The organism is Streptococcus sp. XMC (assembly GCF_021341835.1).
Taxonomy (GTDB): Bacteria; Bacillota; Bacilli; order Lactobacillales; family Streptococcaceae; genus Streptococcus.
On sequence record NZ_JAJTNQ010000003.1, the window covers coordinates 168,321 to 191,968 of the forward strand.

The 23,648-nt window shown below is 43.7% G+C and carries 16 protein-coding genes; 3 read left to right on the forward strand and 13 right to left on the reverse strand.

Annotated elements, in window-relative coordinates; all coding sequences use genetic code 11:
* Window positions 1–81: 81 nt before the first annotated feature.
* Window positions 82–2,523, reverse strand: a complete 2,442-nt coding sequence (pbp1b, locus tag LXO72_RS07340) for a penicillin-binding protein PBP1B (protein ID WP_223355949.1) — start codon at window positions 2,521–2,523, stop codon at window positions 82–84.
* 199 nt (window positions 2,524–2,722) lie between these two features.
* On the opposite strand from pbp1b, the gene tyrS reads away from it, so the two are divergent.
* The gene (gene tyrS / locus LXO72_RS07345) at window positions 2,723–3,979 is read left to right on the forward strand and encodes a tyrosine--tRNA ligase (protein WP_233331967.1); all 1,257 of its coding nucleotides are present in this window, start codon (window positions 2,723–2,725) and stop codon (window positions 3,977–3,979) included.
* A 56-nt stretch (window positions 3,980–4,035) separates the two neighbouring features.
* A complete protein-coding gene (locus LXO72_RS07350) occupies window positions 4,036–4,878 on the forward strand; it encodes a methyltransferase domain-containing protein (RefSeq protein WP_233331968.1) in 843 nt (280 codons plus the stop codon).
* A 49-nt stretch (window positions 4,879–4,927) separates the two neighbouring features.
* On the opposite strand, the gene LXO72_RS07355 is transcribed toward LXO72_RS07350, so the two are convergent.
* The 10 genes from LXO72_RS07355 to LXO72_RS07400 all read right to left on the reverse strand — a co-directional run bounded on the left by LXO72_RS07355 (window position 4,928) and on the right by LXO72_RS07400 (window position 19,159).
* Complete coding sequence (locus tag LXO72_RS07355; protein WP_233331969.1) at window positions 4,928–6,226, reverse strand: response regulator transcription factor; 1,299 nt, start codon at window positions 6,224–6,226, stop codon at window positions 4,928–4,930.
* A gap of 12 nt (window positions 6,227–6,238) precedes the next feature.
* Window positions 6,239–7,885, reverse strand: a complete 1,647-nt coding sequence (locus tag LXO72_RS07360; RefSeq protein ID WP_233331970.1) for a sensor histidine kinase — start codon at window positions 7,883–7,885, stop codon at window positions 6,239–6,241.
* A 2-nt stretch (window positions 7,886–7,887) separates the two neighbouring features.
* Window positions 7,888–8,499 (reverse strand): YesL family protein, encoded by a 612-nt coding sequence (locus LXO72_RS07365; protein WP_223355945.1) that lies wholly within the window; start codon window positions 8,497–8,499, stop codon window positions 7,888–7,890.
* 194 nt (window positions 8,500–8,693) lie between these two features.
* On the reverse strand, window positions 8,694–10,175 hold the full coding sequence (locus LXO72_RS07370; RefSeq protein ID WP_135783139.1) for an ABC transporter substrate-binding protein: 1,482 nt from the start codon (window positions 10,173–10,175) through the stop codon (window positions 8,694–8,696).
* A 63-nt stretch (window positions 10,176–10,238) separates the two neighbouring features.
* Window positions 10,239–11,171, reverse strand: coding sequence for a carbohydrate ABC transporter permease (locus LXO72_RS07375; protein WP_195612386.1), 933 nt, complete (start codon window positions 11,169–11,171; stop codon window positions 10,239–10,241).
* 13 nt (window positions 11,172–11,184) lie between these two features.
* On the reverse strand, window positions 11,185–12,114 hold the full coding sequence (locus LXO72_RS07380) for an ABC transporter permease (RefSeq protein WP_048691310.1): 930 nt from the start codon (window positions 12,112–12,114) through the stop codon (window positions 11,185–11,187).
* A 215-nt stretch (window positions 12,115–12,329) separates the two neighbouring features.
* Window positions 12,330–14,210: a beta-N-acetylhexosaminidase gene (locus tag LXO72_RS07385; protein WP_233331971.1), complete on the reverse strand. Its 1,881-nt coding sequence runs from the start codon at window positions 14,208–14,210 to the stop codon at window positions 12,330–12,332.
* Window positions 14,204–15,073: an ROK family protein gene (locus LXO72_RS07390; protein ID WP_233331972.1), complete on the reverse strand. Its 870-nt coding sequence runs from the start codon at window positions 15,071–15,073 to the stop codon at window positions 14,204–14,206. Before LXO72_RS07390 ends, LXO72_RS07385 begins: the two co-directional genes overlap by 7 nt.
* An 83-nt stretch (window positions 15,074–15,156) precedes the next feature.
* Complete coding sequence (locus LXO72_RS07395; protein WP_233331973.1) at window positions 15,157–17,802, reverse strand: alpha-mannosidase; 2,646 nt, start codon at window positions 17,800–17,802, stop codon at window positions 15,157–15,159.
* Between the two features lie 76 nt (window positions 17,803–17,878).
* Window positions 17,879–19,159: a glycoside hydrolase family 125 protein gene (locus LXO72_RS07400; protein ID WP_233331974.1), complete on the reverse strand. Its 1,281-nt coding sequence runs from the start codon at window positions 19,157–19,159 to the stop codon at window positions 17,879–17,881.
* 193 nt (window positions 19,160–19,352) lie between these two features.
* Between LXO72_RS07400 and LXO72_RS07405 the strand changes: the two genes are divergently transcribed.
* The gene (locus LXO72_RS07405; RefSeq protein ID WP_233331975.1) at window positions 19,353–21,431 is read left to right on the forward strand and encodes a GH92 family glycosyl hydrolase; all 2,079 of its coding nucleotides are present in this window, start codon (window positions 19,353–19,355) and stop codon (window positions 21,429–21,431) included.
* 53 nt (window positions 21,432–21,484) lie between these two features.
* On the opposite strand, the gene LXO72_RS07410 is transcribed toward LXO72_RS07405, so the two are convergent.
* Both LXO72_RS07410 and LXO72_RS07415 read right to left on the reverse strand, forming a co-directional pair.
* Window positions 21,485–22,030 (reverse strand): DUF6287 domain-containing protein, encoded by a 546-nt coding sequence (locus LXO72_RS07410; RefSeq protein ID WP_233331976.1) that lies wholly within the window; start codon window positions 22,028–22,030, stop codon window positions 21,485–21,487.
* A 113-nt stretch (window positions 22,031–22,143) separates the two neighbouring features.
* Entirely contained in the window at window positions 22,144–23,643 is a 1,500-nt protein-coding gene (locus tag LXO72_RS07415) for a zinc ABC transporter substrate-binding protein AdcA (RefSeq protein ID WP_125335641.1), read from the reverse strand.
* Window positions 23,644–23,648: the final 5 nt, after the last annotated feature.

Sequence of the window (23,648 nt, forward strand, 5' to 3'; positions counted from 1 at the left end):
TTATTATATCGTATTTTCACAAAAAACACAAGTTTTTCTCTAGACATGAAAACGATTTTATGGTATTGTCCCTGATAATTTTTACCGGTTTTGTCCACTCGATGATGAACTACTTGGCGTGCTCGAATTGTTTGTTCGGTTGGTATTGCGATTTCCATTGGAAGGATTAGCTGAACCACCTAAGATTCCAGCCCAAGCGCTAGCATAATCACTGTCTGATCCACCAATCGCAAAGCGGTAGGTCGTTTGTGGAGCACCATTTTTAGCCCAATAGCTGGTAACCGTCGCACCCGACACGTCGATATCACGACCATTGACATTGACACGACCAGGTCGTTGTCCTGTCGATTTGAGAACAGTCGATGAAATGACACTGCTATCTAGGGTGAAGCGATCTTGAACGCCCCAAGCATTTGGATCTGCTTGATAGATAGCATTGGCTAAATAGGCCATGTAACTTGCGTTGTTGTTGTAACCTGTCAACGGAGCCATAGAAGCATTGTTATCGTGTCCAATCCAGCCACCTAAGGTGAGATTTGGAGTAGACAGCATGAGCCACATATCTCCATTCTCATTGGTAGTTCCGGTTTTCCCGATCCAATCGGCATTAGCAAGGGTTGGGTTGACCTGACTGATTCGGCTCTTGAAGGTCGTTGTCGCACCAGAGCTAATGACACCTCTTAACAGGTCCTGCATGATAGTCGCAGTTGCTGCTGAATAGACTCGAGTTGGTTTGCTTTCGTGCTGGTAGACAACTTTTCCGTTTTGATCCATGATTTTTTCAATCATGTAGCGTTTTTGGTAATTCCCATTATTGGCAATGGTTTGATAACCGTTTGTATGTTGGGCGACGCTTACTTCGATCCCGCCTCCCATTGGCAAACTTTCAATGCCGTACTCAGCGATATCATAGCCCATTTTTTCCATATAGCCAGGGACATCGACACCCTTTTCACGGAGAGTACGATAGGTCCAATAAGCCGGGATATTCCATGAGGTATTGAGGGCCTCTCGGAGGTCCATCATACCAGTTCCTCGGTTATCCACGTGCATAATTGGCTCTCCACTAGAAAAGTTAGTTGGGTAATTGGAAACGATACTATTGCTTCCCATCAAGCCTTGGTCAATGGCAATTCCATAAGCCAGCAAGGGTTTAATGGTAGATCCTGGAGAACGCTCTGTATCAAAAGCGTGGTTATTCTGATTCCCGTCAAAATTCCGTCCCCCAACAAAGCCAAGAATCGCTCCTGTTCGGTTGTCCATGAGGACATTCCCGACTTCTACCGTACCCGTCCCATCGTCCAAGATACCGCCATAATTGGCAACTGCTTCTTGCATGGCATTGTAGATAGCTTTGTTGATAGTGGTCTGGACCGTATAGCCACCCTCTCTCAATTCCTTCTTCGCCAACTCTTGATAAGATTTAACAGTCGAATTGTTTTTTAGGTCTTGGCTAGAGACGTTGTCTCTCTTGATTAGATACTCATACATGGCATCTTCCGCTTCACTAACGGCTTGGAAATACAAGTAGTCGTGCGGCGTCTTCTCGATGCCATTTGACGGAAGGAAATCCTTGCTCAAATCATATTGACTATACTGGTCGTACTCTTCCTTGCTGATAGCCCCTGTCCGATACATGTTGTACAAGACATCCTTGGCACGATCCAAGCCTAAAGCTTGATTTTCTGGGGTCTTGAGGCTGCCATCAGAAGCGTAAGGTGAGTAGACAATTGGACTCTGTGGCAAACCAGCAATGAAGGCTGCCTGTGGAACAGTCAAGTCTTTGGCAGAAACACCAAAAATCCCTTGAGCTGCAGCTTCCACTCCTGCGATATTTTGTCCCCGGTTGTTTCGACCAAATGGAGAGACATTGAGGTAGGTCGTTAAAATTTCGTCCTTATCCATTACCCGTTCCAGAGCAAGGGCATCGATAATCTCAGCGGCCTTCCGTGAGAAGGTCGGTGCATCTCCCACAACTTGTTGTTTGATCAACTGTTGGGTCAGAGTCGAACCACCACTAGAGGACCCTACTCCAGCAACTGAACCCAAGGTAGCCCGGATTACCGCTTTCGGAACAACCCCGTTATGGCTATTAAAATTTTCGTCCTCAGTTGCAATAACAGCCTTTTTGACATTGTCCGAAATCGCATCCTTTTGGACAGGAATCCGAATCAAGTCACTGTCAATATCAGAAATGATGCTTCCATCTGAGTAGGAAATCTTTGAAACACTCGAAATATTTCGCACTTGTTGAACCAATTGGGTCGGATCCGGTGTCTCTGTCTCATTAAAGAGGCTGGCTGCATAACCAATCGCAATCCCTGCACCAAACAAGAGACCACCTAAAGCAAACACCAATAGCACATCCCAAAGGAGTTTCATGGTCCGGAGAATCGTTGCCACGAAATCTCCTAGTGACCAGCCCTCCTTGTCTTCTTTCTCATCGACTTCAACAGTCATCTTGGCAAAGAAGTCTTTTATTTTCTTCCCGCACTTTGTAAAAAATTCTCTCATTTGACTCACTCTATTTCTCCTTGTCCTTCCTATTATACCAAATGGACCTCTTTCTTTTCAATTCCTAAAGTTGCGAACACTGCTTCCGATTGGATTTTTTTCGTCCATTCATTGCTATTTCAAGTCATTATGGTAAAATAGAGAGAAACCATACAGATACTGGGCTGTTTTCATCGATCCGGCCAGTAGCTTAGAAAAGGAGAGAACGATGCACATTTTTGATGAGCTAAAAGAACGTGGTTTGATTTTCCAAACGACTGACGAAGATGCTTTGCGTAAAGCCCTAGAAGAAGGACAAGTATCGTATTATACTGGCTACGATCCAACTGCTGATAGTTTGCACCTTGGGCACCTTGTTGCAATCTTGACCAGTCGTCGCTTACAATTGGCAGGCCACAAACCTTATGCGCTTGTCGGTGGTGCGACCGGACTCATTGGAGACCCTTCTTTCAAAGATGCCGAGCGCAGTTTACAAACTAAGGAGACTGTAGACGGTTGGGTCACTTCTATCCAAGGGCAATTGTCTCGTTTCTTAGATTTTGAAAATGGGGAAAATAAGGCTGTCATGGTCAATAACTACGACTGGTTTGGCAGCATCAGCTTCATTGACTTCCTTCGCGACATCGGAAAATACTTTACTGTCAACTACATGATGAGCAAGGAATCTGTGAAAAAGCGGATTGAAACAGGGATTTCTTACACTGAATTTGCCTACCAAATCATGCAAGGCTATGACTTCTTTGTTCTGAACCAAGAACACAATGTCACTTTGCAAATCGGTGGTTCTGACCAGTGGGGAAATATGACAGCTGGTACAGAGTTGCTTCGTCGGAAGGCGGATAAGACCGGTCACGTCATCACTGTTCCCCTCATTACAGATGCGACTGGTAAGAAATTTGGTAAATCTGAAGGGAATGCGGTTTGGCTCAACCCTGAAAAGACTTCTCCATACGAAATGTACCAATTCTGGATGAATGTCATGGACGCTGACGCTGTTCGCTTCTTGAAAATCTTTACCTTCTTGTCTCTTGATGAGATTGAAGAGATCCGCAAACAGTTTGAAGCTGCGCCACACGAACGCTTGGCTCAAAAAGTCTTGGCGCGTGAAGTGGTTACCCTTGTCCACGGTGAAGAAGCTTACAAAGAAGCCCTCAACATCACGGAGCAACTCTTTGCAGGAAACATCAAAAACCTTTCTGTCAAAGAACTCAAACAAGGACTTCGTGGTGTGCCAAACTACCAAGTACAAGCTGACGAAAACCACAACATCGTAGAATTGCTCGTATCTTCTGGCGTGGTGAATTCCAAACGCCAAGCTCGTGAAGATGTTCAAAATGGGGCTATCTACGTCAACGGCGACCGCATCCAAGACCTTGACTATGTCTTGGGCGATAGCGATAAATTAGAGAATGAATTGACCGTTATCCGTCGCGGTAAGAAAAAATACTTTGTTTTGACTTATTAAAAAGAAGACCTCTGAAGCTATAACTTTCAGAGGTTTTTTGGTACACTAGATGTATCATGACGATCAAACCAAAATTACAACGATTTCAGACTGCAACAGCTTTTGCCTGTCCCATCTGTCAAGAAGCCCTCGACCTGATCCAACAAAGCTTGGTCTGTACCAACCGCCACTCCTTTGACTTGGCTAAGTTTGGCTATGTGAACTTAGCCCTACAAGTGAAGGCTTCTAAGGACTATGATAAGGAAAATTTTCAAAACCGGCAACTCGTCCTAGAGAACGGTCTCTACGACCACATCCTCACTAGCCTGTCAAAATGTTTGTCTCCACTGGACCATCCAGCCAACATTCTAGATATTGGTTGCGGGGAAGGTTACTATTCTCGTAGCTTACAAGAGCGCTATCCAGACCATTCCTTTTACGCCTTTGATTTATCTAAGGAATCAATCCAACTGGCTGCCAAAAGCGACCAGGAATGGAAGGTCAAGTGGTTTGTCGGAGATCTAGCCCGTCTCCCTCTTTTAGACCAGAGCATGAACCTTCTCCTAGATATCTTTTCGCCAGCAAATTATCAAGAGTTTAAACGGGTCCTGGCACCAGACGGTCGCCTTATCAAGGTCATCCCAACTGCCGCCCATCTGCAAGAGATCCGTCAGAAGGTGAAGGAGCACCTGGATCAGGCCGATTATTCCAATGAGCAGATTATTCAACATTTCTCTGATCATTTTACGATTGAAAACACCATCCATTGCCAGGAAACCTTCGAACTCACACCAGCATTGCGAGAGGCTCTTCTGAGCATGACGCCTCTCCTCTTTCACGTCGATCCAGCTCAGATTGACTGGACCGATCTGACTCAGGTCACCATTTCTGCTACGATTTTAATCGGAAGAAGCATTTAAAAATACCCTCCATTGATTAAAAATGGAGGGTATTTTTCGTGTTTTCAGATTAGTCACTTTCCTCTACGCCGATTTGTTGACGGTAGGCTTTGGGAGACTTGCCACACAACTTGCGGAATACTTTATAAAAGTAACCGACATTACTGTAGCCGACCTCATAGCAAATATCTTCGATACTTTCCGTTGTGGACAACAGCAACTGTTGAGCTGCTTTGATCCGTTGTTTATTCAGGAGTTCCGCAAAGGTGGAATTGGTCTCACGCTTGATCAATTGCCCCAAATAAACAGGATTGATATAAAGGTCTTTGCTGATATCCTTGAGTGACAATTCCTTCCGATAGTCGCGCCCAATTACTTCTAAGACGGTCGCCACATTATTGTTCATCCGATATTGAGAGAAGAAGGTCTCTAATTGATTCCGAACGCAGGTAACAAGATCCTCGAAAGTCGTTGTCTCATGAACAGCTTTCACAACTTCTGTCAGGTTATCTCCCTGCAGGTGTTCAAACAAATGAAAGACATCCATAATGAACTGAATAAAGAGTTGCTTGGCTATCGCCACTTTTGGGGTATGGCTTCTCACGGTTTCTTCCAACCAGTTCAACTCCTCTAAAATCTGTTGGATATTTCCCTGGATGATGACACGGTAGATAGGTTCGTAGTAATTAAAGACACCATCTTCTTCCTCCAAAGGGAGATCCCCATAAAACAGACTTCGTTCAACAAGCTCTTTAAATTGTTGAAAATGTTCTTTGTAAGGTGCTTGGAAACGGCGCTGTAGGAAAGCTCCCTCATCCTCATCTGAAAGATAAAGTTGGAGATTCTTCCCTAAGACCTGATAAGACGAACTGGCAAATCCTTTCCTTTCCTTATCCACTCCAATCCAGAGTTGTTTTCTCCCTCGAATGGCTTGCTCAAACTCTTCTTCTGACCAATCTTCATGAAGGAGCCGATTGGCCGTCGCTTGATCTGGTTTTTTTAGAGTTTGAGATAACTTTTCTAGGATATTCCCCAGCTCCACCTTATTGACAGGCTTTAACAGGTAGTCGGCTACCTGGAGGTTTAAGGCTTTTTTTACATAAGCAAAATCTTGGTAGCCCGACATAATTATATAGGCTGCATGGGGAAGAATGGACTGCATTTGATCAATCATTTCCAGACCAGTTTTCCCTGGCATATTGACATCCGTAATCACGATATCCACTGGATAATCCGCAACATAGGCCAAGGCCTGATCTGCATCCTCTGCTGTGTAAACAACTTCCATGTCCCATTTTTCAAAGGGAATCAGTTTTTTCAGCCCCTCCGTAATCATATATTCGTCGTCAACCAATAAGACTTTATACACGATTTTTTCCTCTTAAGCATCCTCGATGGTAATCGTATAGAGGACACCTTTTCCTTTTTCTGATGTAATTTGAATGTGGTAACGATCCCCAAAATAGAGAAGGAAACGCTCGTGGACATTGACAATCCCAATGGATTGCCGTCCCTTACTCTCTTCTACTTCTTCTCGAGGATCCCTATGACTCAATATTTGTTGGATCCGTTGCAACTGGCTCGGTTCCATTCCTCTCCCATTGTCCTGGACTCGAATTTCCACCGCTTCTCCAACACGACGGACTTTGATACTAATGACATTGTCCTTGCGCTTGTGATCAACTCCATGAACAAAGTAATTTTCCACTAGAGGCTGAAGAGTAAACTTGGGAATAATCATCTCTTCTAGACCGGGTTCAATTTTAAAGCCATAGGCAATCGATTTTGGATAACGTACCATACAGAGATAGCTGTATTTTCTACAAAATTCTAACTCATTTTCGATGGTCGTCTCCTTCTCCTCTGAAATATTGTTTCGAAGGAGACTACTAAATTCGTAAATAATATCGGCTAATTCTTCTTGATCCTGCATGACTGCATACATGCGAATAAACTCCATGGTATTATACATGAAATGCGGATTAATCTGCGCTTGCAAGGCCTTCATGTTGGCATCTTTTTGACTCAGTTGTAGCTGATAAATATCCCGGATCGACTTGTCCATATTGTCCAACATGGTATTGGTCATTTCCGCAACTAAGAGGAGCTCCTGCTCTTTGGTATCCACATTGATCCGTCGCTCAGAATCCCCCTGGCTGATGGCTTCCATGGTATCTACCAAATCCAACACTTGCTTTTGGTAATTGCGGAAAATACGTTGCAGCAAGAGATACAAGATCAAGACCAGGATTAGGGCGACCGAAATCATCCAGGTAAAACTAAATAAGGCCGTTCGAACCGTGTAAGAAGTCGGAATTCCAACCCAGATTTGATAGCCGTAAGCCGTATCTCGCACAATCCACTGGCTATGATCTTTAGGGTTGATATCCCCTCTGTGGTAAAAAACCTTGCCCAAGGGATTATAGATTTGGACAGCAACTGGAATAGTGTCTTGAATATTGTCGACGACAGAATCCAATAGCGCTGGATTAATTTTAATGTAAGCCAGTCCAATATCCTGGCCAGTCGTCACATCTGTCAAGGAGACTGGGATGGCTTGCGAGCTAGCCTTATACCGATCCGCTGGAACTTGTTGCCCTCCTTTTTTATTTTTACTGGAGACAAAGACCGTTGTATAATCGTTTAACACCAAATCGATTTGGTCGAGTGCATCGTGTTCCAAGTAAAGAGTCTCAACATTGCGGTGCAGGGAGACTTGAATGTAGTTGGAAAAATAATTGTCCAGTCGCCAACTTTCGTATTCAGAAGGCGACATTGAAAAGTACTTGTAAACTCCTTCAAGCTTAGCAGGATTCTCTACCAGACTCTTCCCCCATTGAGAAGATCTCTTATAAATATCCTCTACCTCAGCAGTCAAGCGCGAGGAAATCAACTGAGCGATTCGATCCGTCTCTGCCCGTTGATTATGCCAATAGACCAAAGATACCGTCACACCTAAAGTCGTGATGATCCCCACCATGATATAGGCATAGAACTTCAAAAGAGTCGCTAACCATATTTTTTTCATAATTAAGAAACCACTTTAGAGCGAATTGTTTCATAGACGGGTTGAAAAATATCATTGACAAAGAAATGCCACAAGCCCAGTAAAACAAAGAAAAACAAAGCCGGAACGAAATGGGTGACAACCCCTAGGAGGAAGGTTCCTAAGAGAAATTTGGTTACTGCACGAATATCAAGAAAAGCACCAATGAAACTCAACTTCAAGCTGTTGAGATAGGACAAGTCAAAATGGACTTGAAGCTTGAGATAGACTGCAAAAGTCAGGGGAGCCACCAATAAGAAAATCAAATTGACCAATAAGATAAAAATCTGAAACAGGGACAAGTGGGGCAATTGAACCATCAGATACATGCCATAAATAAGAATGGCTTCGATTGAAAAAAATGTATAGAAAACCTGGTTGGCTCTACGGAAATTTTCTTTATAGAGCGCCCAAGCCTCAGACCAACCATATTGCTTGTAATCAGATCCATGTTCGGCATATAGACTCATAATCGTTGCACTAGCTGGCCCAAACCCAAACAGGATCCCTCCACAGAAGGTTAAAGCCCAAAAGATCCCTGTTGCCAACATGGCTAAGTAGACCCTTGTAAAAATTAATTCAATCATTCTTCCCATAATTTGTCTCCATGTTCATTTGCTGTAGAGGGGAGCTTACGACTTAGTATAGTTTCCCTAGTACAACTGATGATTATACCCTATATTATAGCACATTTCCCCTGATGGTTTCGATTTCAAAATCATCAACAGAAAAGACTTTGAAGTGCGAAGACCTCAAAGTCTTTTGATAGACTTAAGCAAGTAATGTTAGCTTATTTCTTAGCTGCAAGGTACTCATCGTATTGTTTTTGGATTTCATCCAATACTTTTTGGTAGGCACCTTCTGATTTCAATTTTTCAAGCATCTTAGGAATTTCAACTTCAGGATCTACTGTACCTGTATTGATGGCACTTGTGAATTGGTTCAAAGTGTTAGTAAGGGCAGTGATTTCTGATTTCACGTTTTCAGTATTGAAGATGAATCCAAGTGCTGGAGATTCTTTTGCAGTTTCCAAGTCTTTCTTAGATTGTGCAATTTGCTCATCCGTTACGTTTTCGTTGATGTAAAGAATCCAGTTGTTACCAGTGTTCCATCCAGACATGTGAGTATTTCCGTTGTAGCCATCCAAAACTTTCACACGGTTTTCTTTACCTTCAACTTTTTCCCAGTTCTTGCCTTCTGGACCATAAACAAGACCGTTCAAGAGTTCTGGGTTTGTATTCAAGAGGTTCAATACTTCCATTGCTTTTTCTTTGTTCTTAGAGTTGTTTGAGATGACAAAGTTTGCAACTTGAGTAGTGTTGTTCTTCTTGTAAAGTTGAGTGAATGGTTTAATTTCGATCTTACGGTTTGCTACACGAGTAAGCAAGCTGTTACCGTAGTCAGCAGGTCCTACTGTTTCTTCACGTACCAACCAAGTATCTTGAGAAAGGTCATATCCAGTGTCGCTTGTAGCTACGTCTTTTGGAATGTAGCCAGCTTCATAGTATTTATGAAGAGTCTTCAAGTTTTCAACATAACGTGGAATAGTGTAACGGTCAACGATCTTAGTTGTGTCACCTTGCAAATCGACAACGAATGGAAGTCCATCTACTGCAATGTAATCGAAGTCATCAGAAGGTCCACCGTAGCTCTTGTTCATTGCGAATGGAACAACGTTTGGATCTTTTTCTTTGATCGCTTTCAAGACTGGTTCAAGAGAAGCATAGTCTTTTACATTTGAGATGTCGATACCATATTTTTCAAGAAGTGGTCCGTTGAAGGCAAAGTTTTGTGAAGATGCAACATTGGCTGCAACTGGAACAGCATAGATCTTGCCGTTTACAGTATTCCCTTTGATGTAAGCTGGGTCAAGTGCTTCATAGAGCTCTTTTCCTTCTTTCTTGTACAAGTCTGTCAAGTCAGCGTAAGCACCTTTTTGAGCGTTGATGACATAGTTGTTTGCGAAAGCAATATCGTAACTTTCACCAGATGAGATGATAACGTTCATCTTCTTGTCGTAGTCACCCCAACCAAGGTATTGGATGTCTAATTTAACGCCAGCTTTTTCTTCGATGATCTTGTTGGCATTTTCTAACAAGGTATCCAAGTTATCCGGTTTATCACCGATTTGGTACATTTTGATAACTGTTTTGCCATCTTCACTCTTAGATGATTTTTGGTTATCACCTGTCAAGTTACCACAAGCAGCAAGAGTTGCTCCAAGTGCGAGAACGCTAGCAGAAGCTAAAGCATATTTTTTCCAATTTTTCATAAGAAAAACTCCTTTTTTATTTTTCTTTATTAACATAATGTAGGGTGGGTGAGAAAAGTTCGCTTACTCTTTCACACCACCGATGGTCAATCCTTTTACAAAGTAACGTTGGAAGAATGGATAGAGGATAGCGATTGGAACTGTTGCCACCACCACCATGGCCATCCGTCCAGTTTCCTTAGGAAGGGATTGGACCGCACCAGCGATTTGGCTAGATGCACCGACGGATTTAGAGATGTAATCCATATTATTTTGGATTTGCATCAGCAAGTATTGAAGGGGATAGAGGTTTTCACTCTTGATATAGAGGAGAGCGTTGAACCAGTCATTCCAGAAGGCGAGGGCTGTGAAGAGACTGATGGTCGCAATCCCTGGGAGAGAAAGTGGCAAACAGATCTGGAAGAAGATCCGTGTCTCACTGGCTCCATCTATCCGAGCAGACTCAAGAATGGCTTCTGGGATCGTCCGTTTGAAGAAGGTCCGCATCAAGATAATGTTAAAAGGACTCAATAACATCGGAATGATGAGGGCTCCAACGGTATCTCCTAAATGAAGCAACTGAGTGGTAACGATATATCCTGGTACCATCCCTGCACTAAAGAGCATACTCAAGAGGGCAAAGACAGTAAAGAAGTTTCTGTACTTAAAGGTTCTACGAGAGATCGCGTAGGCATAGGTCGTTGTAATGAAAACATTACATGCTGTCCCTACAATCGTTACAAACAAGGTAATAAAGAGGGCTTGAAGAATCTTATCCTTAAATTGAACAAGGAAAAGATAGCCATCTGTACCGAATTTAGCAGGCCAAAATTGGAAGCCGTGAATTGCCAAACTTTGTTCATCTGTCAAGGAAATCATGACAACGAAGATAAAGGGCAAGATACAGGATAGAGCAACCAAGCCAACGATACTACTAAAGAAGATGTCTGCTTTCTTACTGAAGGAGTGGATCCCAACATTATCAACTTTTTCTTTTTTAATTTTTGATTTTGCCATGGTATCCTCCTTTCTAGAAGAGCGCTGCATTCTTATCAATCCGACGTGCTACAATATTAGAAAGTAAAACGAGAATCAATCCGACAACTGATTGGTAAAGACCAGCCGCTGCGGCCATCGCAATATCTCCTGATTTAGCAAGTCCGTTGTAGACATAGACATCAATTACGTTTGTCACACTATAAAGGGCACCTGAGTTATGTGGGATTTGGTAGAACAATCCAAAGTCAGCACGGAAGATATTTCCGATGGCAAGGATGGTCAAGACCGTAATCAAGGAAGCCAACTGAGGAATGGTAATGTGGCGGATTCGCTGCCACTTAGATGCTCCGTCCACTGTTGCGGCTTCGTAGAAGGTTGGGTCAATCCCCATGATGGTTGCATAGTACATAACACTGCTATAACCAAAGCCTTTCCAGATTCCTAAGAAGAGGAGAAGCGCTGGCCAAATGGCAACCTCTGTATAGAAGTTGATTCCTTTCATCCCAAGTGATGTTAAGATGTGGTTAATCAAGCCTTTATCGACGTTTAAGAAAGCATCTGTAAAGAAGCTGATGATAACCCATGATAAGAAATAGGGGAACAACATTGATGTTTGAAACACTTTAACCAACCGTTTGGAACGCATCTCACTAAAGATAATGGCAATCCCAACAGAAACAATTAAGCCCAAGAAAATAAAGGCTAGGTTGTAAAGGACGGTATTTCTTGTAATGATATAAGCATCTTTAGAACTAAAGAGGAATTTGAAGTTATCAAATCCTACCCACTTACTCTTCATTACACTATCAATAAATCCCTCTCCGGTGATATGATAGTCTTTAAATGCGACAACGTTTCCCAAAACAGGTATGTAGAAGAATAAAATCAACCACGCTGCACCTGGTAAAACCATCAAGAAGAAAATAAAATTTTCTCTCAAGGTCTTAACAAACTTTTTCATCTGACTCCCCCCTTTGTCATTTTATTTTTTGGTAACGTTTACATTTTTTATTATAAAACTCTATGAAAACTTTTTCAAACTCCTAATTATAGAAAAAATTCTACAAATTTATGACATAGCCTTAAAAATGGAGAAAAAAGGAGAAGAAATTCCTCTTTTCATTGGAAATCCTTCTCCTCCTTAAAATTCATTTTCTTTAAAGATACCCTTTTGGATTAGGTCGTATAAATAGTCGAAGCTGTCGCAATGGTATGCCACTGATTAGCTGTCGTCGCTGCAAAGTCCTTATCTCCGTAGAAATCATTAAATGGCAGAATCTCTACTTCTAGTTCTTCGATGCGGTCAATTTGACCAGCAAGATAAGCCTCAATACGACTTTCTGCTCGCTTGATCCGCTGCAAAAGTCCACCCATACGGATGTCCACTGTATCCAAGCCAAAGACCTTGTTTTCTTTCAACCATTGGTGGCTAAAGAGAGCATGGAAGTGTTCAATCTGGCTTCTGAGGTTTGGCAATTCTTCTCTAGCAATTTGTTGCAAGCTCTCTTTATCATCTGCGTGATAGGCCTCACGGATGCGTCGACCTACATCCACTTTGCTACATAAAATAGCATTCAACTGAGCTTGAGTTTCAAAAAGATAAGCGTAGATGCCTGCTTTTTCTTTAATAGCAGCAAGAGCCTCAGCTGCTTGGGCAAAGTGAGGTTTGTCCTGTTCAGGAGTCATGTGCTTGTCAAGGATTGGGCAAAGAACATCCTGATAAAAGACATAGCGGTTAGGATTGATCCCACTGAGATTAGCTGGTAGGTCTGGCAAGAGATTGGCCAGATCCAGCTGCATAAAGTCCTCAACAGATAGACCTGTATTGGTCTTGAAGTGAGCTGACAGACGTTCTAAATCATTGCGGTAGCTAAGCTCTGCCCAGATTTGCAAGCTTGGCAGAATAGAGAACTGGGCTGTTTCCCCACCATTGTCCCCCCAACCCGTCACAATGACTTCTTTGATCTGATTGGCACGGCAGGCTTTGTTTGCTTCAAGAGCAATGAGACGACTGAAATGATTGTGGGGCGTGAAACCAATCCACTTCCAAGCACCACCTGCAAAGGCGATATCCTGGCTAATCTTATGGTGGTTACTGAAGTTGCGGTTGTATTTTTCTTCGCTATCTTGGTAATAATCCCAGTAAACCAAGGTGACACGGTCTTTGAGACGGTCTAGATAAACTCGTGTTTCCTCTGGAATTTCCACATCACGGTCGTACTGGCCATCTGCTGACATAAGCTTGAAGAACATATCACTCCACATCTGGCAGTGGAAACCATACTTGTCTGCAATATCCAGCACGCGCTCCAAATGTTGGCACATGAGAAGACTGCGGTCCACAATACCATTTAAGATGAGGTAGCGTCCCAAACCAACCAGGTGAGCTTCGTCCATTCCAATATTGACCTTGCGGGTTTGTAATTTAGACAAAGTAGCAAACATACCGTCAATCAGGTCGTAGACTTTTTCTTCACCGATGAGAAGAATATCTTCTACATCGCGGAGTTGCTGCACTTCCTTGACACCCCATTTGACAAAGGCTGATAAGTGAGCCAAGGTTTGGATACATGGGGCAAAGGTCATGTCAAACTGTTGGGCGTATGCTTCGATTTCCTGTAATTCTTCAGCCGAGTATGCTCCACGGAAATAGCCAAAGTATGGTTGCCCCTCAATCTGATAGGTATCTTCCATGTAGAGCTCAAAGGTTGAGTAGCCCATGAGAGCCAAGACTTCAATCATCTGTTTGGCAGATGCGACATTGAGCACGGCATTGCGCGAACAGTCCGCCATATAGGCTAAATCTTCATAGGCCGCCTGCTCTTCAATCTCTACCTTGTCCCCTTCTGCTAAAGCTGTTGCTAGCACAGATAAAGCACGGTAGAGTTGATGAGGTTTACGGTAGGTCAGTTGATACTGCCCATTCTTACCCTTGATAGAGATAGAAGCTTGGTCAGACTGAGCGACTGCCACCTCTACATCCGGTAGAGAAATGTGATTTTTTAATACTTCGATAGATTGGGCTTGTTTGGGACTAAGTCCTGTAAAACTTACCATTGGTTTTCCTCCTGTAACCAGTTGACAAGGGCACCGTATAGATTGGCATCTGCGTGATAGGTGCAAGCTTGAATGACTGGAGCGATGGTATATTCTTCATAAGTTTCTACAAAGGCATCCACCGCTTTTTGCACGCCTTTGATAAAATCAGGGTTCTGACTGATAGAGCCGCCTAGACTAATCACATCTGGGTCAATCAGGTACTGGATATTGAGCAGGCCTTGAGCTAGGTTACGGTTCATGCGTTCAATGGCTTCTTGGCAGAGGTCATTTCCTGCTGCAGCCTCTTGGTAAACCTTACGGCCATCCCAGTCAGACTGACCTGATTTTTCAATGACGTAGCGAACCATGTTTCCTGTAGAAGCTAGTAGTGACCAGTTGTTGAGCTTTTCTGCAGGTTCGATGGTGGTCATATAACCAAACTCACCGCCCAGGCCATGGCGACCTCGGTGCAGCTTGCCATTGATAATCATGGCGCCACCGATCCCTGTACCAACCACGACACAGGCTGCATTTTCAATTTCAGGATGAGCTAACAGTTCACTCAGTCCAACACAGTTGGCATCATTTTCTAGATGAACAGGTAGCTGGTGATGAGCAAGGGCCTCATACCAAGAAAAACCATGAATGTAAGGGATGGCACTAATTCCTTCAATCACTCCTGTTTCTTGATGAACGGCACCTGGTACACTCATAGCAATCCCACGATAGTCTTGTTCTGACAATCGCTGGTCCAACCAAGCTAGCAACTCTTCCAGAGTCTCTGGCGTTGGGGTGCTGGCCTTATCTAAAATCTTTCCATCCGGAGTCAGACTGGCAAATTTTATACCGGTCCCTCCGATATCAATCGTTGCAATGGTCATGGCTTTTACCTGTAAAAAGGAGCGAGTCAGTAGTTAGTTCTTACTTTGTCGCTCCTCCTTTCTTTTATGTTACCTTTTTGAAATTAAATTTCTTCTTTTTTGATCAATTCTGTACGAATTTCTTGTGGTGCCAATAGTCCTGAGTGAACTGGATATGGGCGTTCCAATAAGTCAAGAATGGTTTGTTGTTTATCAGACACGCGAACATTTTCTTGGCTCATGTTGTAGTAACGAAGGACGTAACCTTCTTCATTCTCAGCAACTTTAAAGGCTGTTGGGCAAACTTGTGGCAAGTTGAGGGCTGGATGGTTGAAGAGACTACCTGTTGCTGCAACACTACCCTCTTGTTTTGCAACTTGAAGGGCTGTAAATGGCACCTGGAAGGCTTTTGCACGACGGAAGGCTGAGAAACGTTCGCCTGCTTGATGGCATTCTACTGCAAACTCAACTTCGATATCGCGCAAGCACTGGGCTTCTGGAGTTGGGAAGTAGCCCCAGTCACCGAGTTCCCCTGAAGCACGGAGAAGAGTTACAGCCATAGTGTCGTCTCCAAGGATTTCGTATTCGTGCAATCCTTTATTGGATACGGTCACTCCTTTTACATCATCATACAAGCTGACAAAGGCTTGTTGGTGTTGTGGATTTTCAGGATTTTCCCAAGAAGCTGCCGGTTTATTTGGTCTTGTCACAACTTCATAGATGCTTTCAGAATCATTACTTGGGCGTGTGTTATGAGTTTTGACCAAGAGACGAATGCGGTGGTCTTTGGCTGTATTTGTAAAGCGAGTCTTGAAGCGAATCTGTGGATTGTCCACAAAGACTGTCATTTCTGTTTCAAGAGGAATGGTTGTCAACTCTTCTGACCGCCCTGCTTCTCGATTCATAAACTCGATAATGCCTCTTTGTTCCGCATCCAATTGTTCATCCGCGCTGACTGGGATGGTCAAGTCATGTTTGAGCAAGATTTTGGCATAGCGAGCATTATTTTCCAAGACCTCATGGGTTTTGAGCTCCGCATAGATGGGTTCCGTTCCTTTTGGTTGGAAGTAAATGTATTCATTGCCAATATCACCGCGGTCTTCGAAGCGAAGGAAGTCCTCATAAGCCTCATTGGTCGTCTTGTCGTAAAGGGTCAAGCCATCATCGATACTGAGGGTTACAAACGGCGTATCGAGAACTCCATTTTGGTAAATACCATCATGATGGGAAGCTTTTCCTTCCAGAAGCTGGAAGGTAGTCCAAGAAAGAGGCGCTAGGTGAACTGGCACCGTCACGCGCACTTGACGCGCAATATAGGGTTGGCGGAATTTATCCTTAGGTAAGGTATAGCCAAAGCTTGCTCCCAAGTCTTCAATCTCAGCTTCTACAAGATGCCCCTCTAAATCCTCCACATGGTAATCTGGCAAGGTCAAAGCCGCCATCTTCTTGAAGCCCTCTGTCGGGTGCAATTCCTTAAATGGACAAACCGCTACGTCGACAATCGTGCTGACAGTGTCCACCTTGCTATGCAAGCCAGTGTTAATAACTGTAAAGAGATGCTCACTCTGAGCTTTCTGAATCGCGAGTTTCTCTTTCCATTCATTCAGAAGGTTGGTCTTGACAAAGTTCCCCACTTGATTGACCTTGGCAAAACGAACTTCCATTTCCCGGTGAACTTCGTCAATACTACAACCACAGATACTATCATGAGGTGCATTCTGTAAGAGCGTCTTCCAAGCATAGGTCAACTGATCCTTGTGGTTATGACCACCAGTAATAATGGTCAAAGGTTCCACCACTTGCTCGAGCAAGTTGCTGTTTTCTTGGAAGGCTTGCTTGAGATAAATCCGAGAGGAAGATGTATTTGCCAGTGTGTACCAACCATCAGTTTCCTGACTGGTCAATTCCCCCGTAACCGTTGATAATTGTTCAGGAAGTGCACTTTCGACAGCTTGAACGTATTCATCAAAGGAACTATGAACAAAGGTCACATCAGGGAACAGTTCGTTTGCCACGCGAATAGCTTCACTCAAGTTTCGTTGAACCGGTTGGTGATCGCAACCGTTCATCATCAACCATTGGTTGGTTGAGGCATAGTCACGAACGTCTGCCAATTTTTGTTTCCAGAAAGCCAAAGCTTCATCTTTATCCACTGGAATTTCGTTCCCGTTACTGTACCAGTTGGCAAAGAGAATACCCAGTACGCGACTACCATCCGCCCCTTGCCAGTACATTTCAGAAAATTGAGAGGTAAACTGCTCATCTTCGAGGACTTGGTTGTCAAATCCGATTGGTTTGACCCCACGACCAAAGGCTGCTACGTGGATACCTGATTTTTGAAGGATTTGAGGTGCTTGCCCCATATTTCCAAAGGTATCTGGGAAATAACCAATCTGCGTAGATTTGCCCCATTTAGCGCATTCAGCCTGTCCAATCAAGGTATTGCGGACGTTGGCTTCACTGGAAATCAAATAATCATCCTGCAAAATGTAGAAGGGACCAATCTTGAGCTTGCCTTCGTCGATATAACGTTGCACCTTGTCACGGTTTTCAGGGCGAATTTCCAAGTAATCATCAAGGACAATGGTTTGGCCATCTAAGTGGAAGCTCTTGAATTCAGGGTCATTTTCAAAAAGATCAAAGAGATTGTCAAAGAGTTCCACCAATTGCATGCGGTGGCTTTCAAAAGGTAGATACCACTCACGATCCCAGTGGCTGTGAGAGATGATATGTACAACAACATTTTCCATGAGTAAAACCTCATTCTAATTTAAATTTAAAGATATATTTGTGATTCTTGATAAGAGTCTATCGAGCGACAGCTCATTAGCGAATATCCAAGTAGTCCAAGACCAACTCGCAGAACATCATGTTGGCCCATGAAAACCATTCACGCGAGTACTTGGTTGGATCGTCTACGTGGAAACTTTCGTGCATGACACCTGTTCCACCATCACAAGCAACCAACTGGTCCAGCAAATATTTTTTCTCAGCTTTATCTGTCGTTGTCAATCCTTGGATGGATAAAGCAATCGGCCAGATATAGCGGTAGAAGGTATGAGAACTTCCGAGTCCACTTGCGTACTTCCCTTCATAGAAGTATGGATTTTCAGGGCTCAAAATCGTCCGACGAGTGGCTTGGTAGACCTCGTCGTAAATCTCGCAGTAGCCCAGATAGGGAGCCGCCAACAAGCTTGGTACGTTCGGATCATCCATGATGCTAGCATTTCCCAAACCATCTACCTCAAAGGCATAAATTTTCTCGCCCTTGCTGTTAGTCGTGTAGGCGTAGTTTTCGATCCCTTCTTGAATCTCAGATTGGAGGCGTTTGGCATCTGCAATGATACTCTCACTATCAGCTAGATTCAATGTTGCAAAGATTTCTTGGACATAACCCAAAACAACCACTGCAAACATATTGGATGGAATCAAGTAGCTATACTGACAGCAGTCATCGCTTGGACGGAAAGCTGACCAGGTCATTCCTGTCACAGCAAAATCTGGCCCAAAGCCGTCATTTACCAAGGTATCTTCCTTACGATCGGTATCACGGACGAAACGGTATGGTGAGTTATTGTGGTCTTGCTCCACTGTCCAGAGATGAAGGATTTCCTTGGTCGCTGTAACAAAAGTCTCATCAAATTGACTAGTTTCTCCTGTTTCTTTCCAGAGAAGATAAGCCAACTGCAAAGGGTAGCAAAGCGAGTCTACTTCATACTTACGTTCCCAAATCCAGCCATTCAAATCGGTGTGGTCTGTTTCGTGGTGACCTTTCCAGTTTTCCTCAATATTGAAAGAGTTAGCATAGGGATCCTTGAGAATCAAGATCATCTGGCGCTTGACCAAACCTGCAATGGTCTGACACAAACGAGGATCTCTTTTAGCCACATGGAGGTAGGGTCTCAGTTGAGCAGTTGAGTCACGAAGCCACATAGCTGGGATATCTCCTGTCAGTACAAAAGTTGAGCCGTCTGCTAAGATCTCAACTGTATTGTCCAAGGTGTCTGTATAGCAACGCTCAAAGACATCCACCCATTCCGGGTACTCCTTGGCACGTTCTGCTACTTGATCCAGCCATTCTCTGACGATTTCTTTTGAATAAGTCATTCCTTTTCCTCACACTTGTCGATTCTTTCCTATTCAGTATAAAAGATTTCAGATGGGAAATACATACGCAAATTATAGCCCTTTTTCTACAAACTTTTCTAGTTTTGAAAAAGGCTTTCCCATTTGAGGGGCTTCTGCTAAAATAAAGAAAGAAAAGGGCTTGAAGGCCCTAGTATGACACAGGAGGTCCCGCATGAAGACCGATATTACTCATATTGATACCCGCTTAGGAACAGACAATCACTCAGCTTATTCTAACGGCAACACCCTCCCTTACACAGGAGTTCCTTTTGGGATGAATTATTTCCTCCCACAGACGACACATGAACAGGGGGCTTGGTTTTTCAACCCCAACCTTCCTATCTTTCAAGGTATTCGCTTGACTCATCAGCCTAGCCCTTGGATTGGAGATTTTTCCTGGTGTCTCCTCACCCCACTAACAGACATTCCGACTCAAGAAGACCTCTATTTCAGACAGAGCAGTTACCGGGTCCAAGAAGCTGTCTTTCAGCCCCATTATTTAGCCCTCACCTCAGAGCGCTATCAAGTCCATACAGAGCTGACACCCAGCCTCTACGGGGCCATTCTCCGCTTTAGAGGGCTGTCTGCACTTTCACTGGCCATTCATTGCCCCAATGGACTAGCTGAAGTAGAATTCAGAGAAACGAATCTACATTTCCACATCCTAGACCAAAATCATACCGACCAACAAACCTATCCTTTCTATCTTCATGTTGAATTTGACCAAGCCATCACTCGCACTCACTGGCTAGGGCAGGATTTGATCCTAGAATTTGACAGCCCTAGGCTAGAAGCTCGATTAGGCACTTCCTTTATCAACCCTGAGTTAGCCAAATCTCACCTTCCTACAGCTAGCTTTGAAGAGATGAAAGAAAAAGCGAGCCACAAATGGCAAGAGCTAATGGATCGATTTGACATTTTAGATACGGGCGGAGAGGATCGAACCTTTTTCGATCACTGTCTCTACCGTAGTCTGCTCTTTCCTCAGACTTGTTATGAAGTGACCCCTGAGGGGAAAGCAGTCCATCGCGATTTCGCCCACAACCGCGTTCGAGAAGGAAAATACTTCACGAGTTTGGGCTTCTGGGACCTCTTTCGGACCACCTTTCCTCTCTATAGCCTAGCCTATCCTGATCTCTACCAAGAATTTCTCGAAGGCTTCCTCAGCCATTACCGGGATACCGGTTTCCTCCCTAAATGGCTAGCGCCGGACGAAAGAGGCATGATGCCTGGAACCCTCATTGATGGGGTCATTGCCGATGCCATTCAAAAAGGCCTGGCTCCCGACCTCCACACGGAGCTTTTTGAAGCCATGCTGGATACAGCTAGGAAGGAAGACCCAAATGGTCATTACGGGCGACGAGGAGCTAAAGAATACAAGGAGTTAGGCTATTTATCCACTGACTACCACGAAAGCGTGAGTCACACCATCGACTTCTCCTATAGCGATTTTTGTATCGCCCAAACTGCCCAGCTACTTGGCAAGGAAGAGTTGGCCAAAGAATATACCCAGTCTAGTCTTTCCTATCGAACCCTCTTTGATCCAGAAACAGGTTATATCCGAGCCAAAGATAAGAAAGGCCATTTCAGACCAGACTTCTCGCCCATCAGTTGGGGACGCGACTATGCAGAGTGCTCTGCCATTCAGGCAACCTTAGGCGCCCTTCACGACATTGAGGGCCTCAAGCAACTCTTTGGAGGAGAAGAAGACTTCACCCATTACTTAACTCGACTAGCCACTCAAGCACCGCATTATGAAGTGACGGGCTATGGCTACGAAATTCATGAAATGAGTGAGATGGCCCAAGCTCCTTTTGGACAAATTGCCATTTCAAACCAACCGAGTTTTCACATCCCCTATCTCTTCCGCTATAGCCAACACCCGGAATACACTAGCACCTTGATCCAAGCCCTTCGCAAGGAAGCCTTCCAGCCAAGCTTTCAAGCCTATCCAGGAGATGAAGATAATGGTAGCCTATCCTCCTGGTATATCTGGTCGGTTTTAGGACTCTATCCGACTTGCCCAGGCAAGCCAGTCTATGACCTAGGGATTCCCCTCTTCAAACACTTGCGCCTCTTTCTCCCTCAAGAGAAAAAATGGCTGCATATCCATAGCACAGCTCACACAGCCCAGGCACACTTTCTTCAAGATGCTTCCCTTGATGGAAAAAGAATCGACAGAGTGAGCCACCAAGACCTCTTAAAAGCAGAGAAGTTAGACTTCCACCTTTCTTGGCTCCCTAAAATCTAAAAAAGAATGAAGAGTAGGACACTCTTCATTCTTTTTCATTACACATATATTAGCTAGTCCCCAACCTTATAGAGGAAAGAACCTTGTTCCGTAAAACTGTACATTCCAGTTCCGGTCCAGAGACGGTCCTTATTAACATCAGAATCATCATGGAAGATGACTTCTCCATTTTCGTCCGTTTGGTCATCAATCGTAAGCCCGGCAGGGATGAATTCCATCAAAAATCCTCCTGTAACTCCTCCGTAGACTCCTCCTGAAACAGTTCCATAATCCGTCAAGGAAAGACCATAAGACTCATATTCGTTAGAGACCAAACCATTTTGATCAAAGACGAGTTTATTCCCCTTATCATCTTGCCAGACACCAGCTACACTACTATAATCCCCTTGAGCGATTGCTTCAATATCCATCTTTGTTTTCTCTTTCTTATCACTCGAACTCTCAGCTTTCTTTGTTTCACTAGTAGCTGAGCTATCCTTCGATTGATGAACTGTACTTTCTTTACTTTCAGATCCTTTCTCCTGCTTTTTATCACCACAGGCTCCAAGGAAAAATAATAGAGCAGAAAGCAACAATAGCAAACGATACTTTTTCATCATGAATCTCCCCACATTCAATCTATTCTATAAGCCTAATTTTATCCTTTTTCTAGCAATTTGACAAGTTTCTGTTACTATCAAAAAAGGAACCAACTGGTTCCTTCTCTAATTGATTAATGTGCCAACATTTCCTGCGCAATTTCGAATCCGGATAAGTCACTTGGGTAGTAAGTAGGCCAATTTTCCAATTCCTTATACAGAGCTTCTTGGCTTTCCCCTCCGAAGAAAATATGGAAGTGAGCTGCCTTATTAGGAGCAATTTGATGGTCACTGAATTGAACATACTTGAATTCACCCGCATTCGGATCAGTTGCTTCAAAGAGATACCGCACTCCACGATTCCCTTTTGTATAGGTTAGCGTATGCTTCCCAGCATAGCGGTATTCGAACTTCTTCTCTTCGCCATTCTTATAGAAGGTCATGGTTTTGTCTGTAATGACAATCCGGTCGACATCTGTTTTATAACCTGTGGTGTAGTAGGCTTTATACTCTTCAGCTGTTTTGGACTTGGTTAATTTAGCTTTGTAGTCAAAGACTTGATCCAAGGTTCCATCTTTTAGATAAGGATACACAGACTGCCAATCACCTACATAGTCTGAAAGAGTTCGGTCCTTAATAGCACTGTCCTCAAAGTAGCCATTGGCTACTGTTTTGGTATCTTCTTCCTCTTCTGGAGCGATTTCTTTTCCAGCTTGAGTCGTTGTTAACTCCAAAGATTTGAGGTTGGCTCCCATGATAGAGATGTAGTCTTCACCATCTTTCATCTGCTCATCTGTTAAGCTCTCTAATGGATTCAAAACAGCTAGATCCACACCGGTTTCAGCAGACAAGGTTTTCGATAAGGATTTAGAAGCATTTTCTTCAAAGTAGATGACCTTGATGTCGTTCTTCTTTATGTACTCTGTCAATTCACTCAAGCGAGTCGCAGACGGTTCACTATCTGGTGACAAACCTGAGATAGAGACTTGATTCAAGCCATAGTCCAGGGCCAAATAACGGAAAGCTGCGTGTTGAGTAACAAAGTTTTTCTGTTTCGCTTCAGATAAGCTCTTCGTATAGCTGTCATCCAATTTTTTCAACTTGGCAATATAGGCATCCGCATTAGCTGTAAAGCTAGCCTTTTTATCCGGGTACTGTTTCACCAGTTGATCACGAATCGTTTCCACCATTTTTATGGCTCTCTGCGGAGAAAGCCAGACATGGGGATCGTAGTCATGATGGTGTTCTTCGCCTCCCTCATGGTCATGCTCTTCTTCACCACCTGGTAAAAGCAGCATATTTTCCGTCGCTTTGACAACCTTGGTTTTCTTGCCATCCATTGATTTCAACAACTGAGGCACCCACGTTTCCATGTTCTCGTTCTCATAGACAAAGACATCTGACTCTTGGATTTTTGCGCGACCCTTGGCGGACAATTCAAAATCATGTGGTTCCGAACCAGACCCGATCAAGAGCTCCACATCTCCCTCGTCTCCAACGACTTGCTTAGTAAATTCATAGACAGGATAGAAAGTAGTCATGACTTTCAATTTCCCTGACTGATTTTGACCACCACTACAAGCTACTAACAGAAGACTACAAAAGGCTAGCACCAGCCATGCAAGTTTTTTCATAAGAT

Coding starts and splice junctions, on each gene's coding strand:
- tyrS (WP_233331967.1), top strand. CDS start 2,723: ATGCACATTTTTGATGAGCTAAAAGAACGTGGTTTGATTTTCCAAACG.
- LXO72_RS07350 (WP_233331968.1), top strand. CDS start 4,036: ATGACGATCAAACCAAAATTACAACGATTTCAGACTGCAACAGCTTTT.
- LXO72_RS07400 (WP_233331974.1), bottom strand. CDS start 19,159: ATGACTTATTCAAAAGAAATCGTCAGAGAATGGCTGGATCAAGTAGCA.
- LXO72_RS07390 (WP_233331972.1), bottom strand. CDS start 15,073: ATGACCATTGCAACGATTGATATCGGAGGGACCGGTATAAAATTTGCC.
- LXO72_RS07365 (WP_223355945.1), bottom strand. CDS start 8,499: ATGGGAAGAATGATTGAATTAATTTTTACAAGGGTCTACTTAGCCATG.
- LXO72_RS07375 (WP_195612386.1), bottom strand. CDS start 11,171: ATGGCAAAATCAAAAATTAAAAAAGAAAAAGTTGATAATGTTGGGATC.
- LXO72_RS07360 (WP_233331970.1), bottom strand. CDS start 7,885: ATGAAAAAAATATGGTTAGCGACTCTTTTGAAGTTCTATGCCTATATC.
- LXO72_RS07395 (WP_233331973.1), bottom strand. CDS start 17,802: ATGGAAAATGTTGTTGTACATATCATCTCTCACAGCCACTGGGATCGT.
- LXO72_RS07370 (WP_135783139.1), bottom strand. CDS start 10,175: ATGAAAAATTGGAAAAAATATGCTTTAGCTTCTGCTAGCGTTCTCGCA.
- LXO72_RS07415 (WP_125335641.1), bottom strand. CDS start 23,643: ATGAAAAAACTTGCATGGCTGGTGCTAGCCTTTTGTAGTCTTCTGTTA.
- LXO72_RS07405 (WP_233331975.1), top strand. CDS start 19,353: ATGAAGACCGATATTACTCATATTGATACCCGCTTAGGAACAGACAAT.
- LXO72_RS07380 (WP_048691310.1), bottom strand. CDS start 12,114: ATGAAAAAGTTTGTTAAGACCTTGAGAGAAAATTTTATTTTCTTCTTG.
- LXO72_RS07385 (WP_233331971.1), bottom strand. CDS start 14,210: ATGGTAAGTTTTACAGGACTTAGTCCCAAACAAGCCCAATCTATCGAA.
- LXO72_RS07410 (WP_233331976.1), bottom strand. CDS start 22,030: ATGATGAAAAAGTATCGTTTGCTATTGTTGCTTTCTGCTCTATTATTT.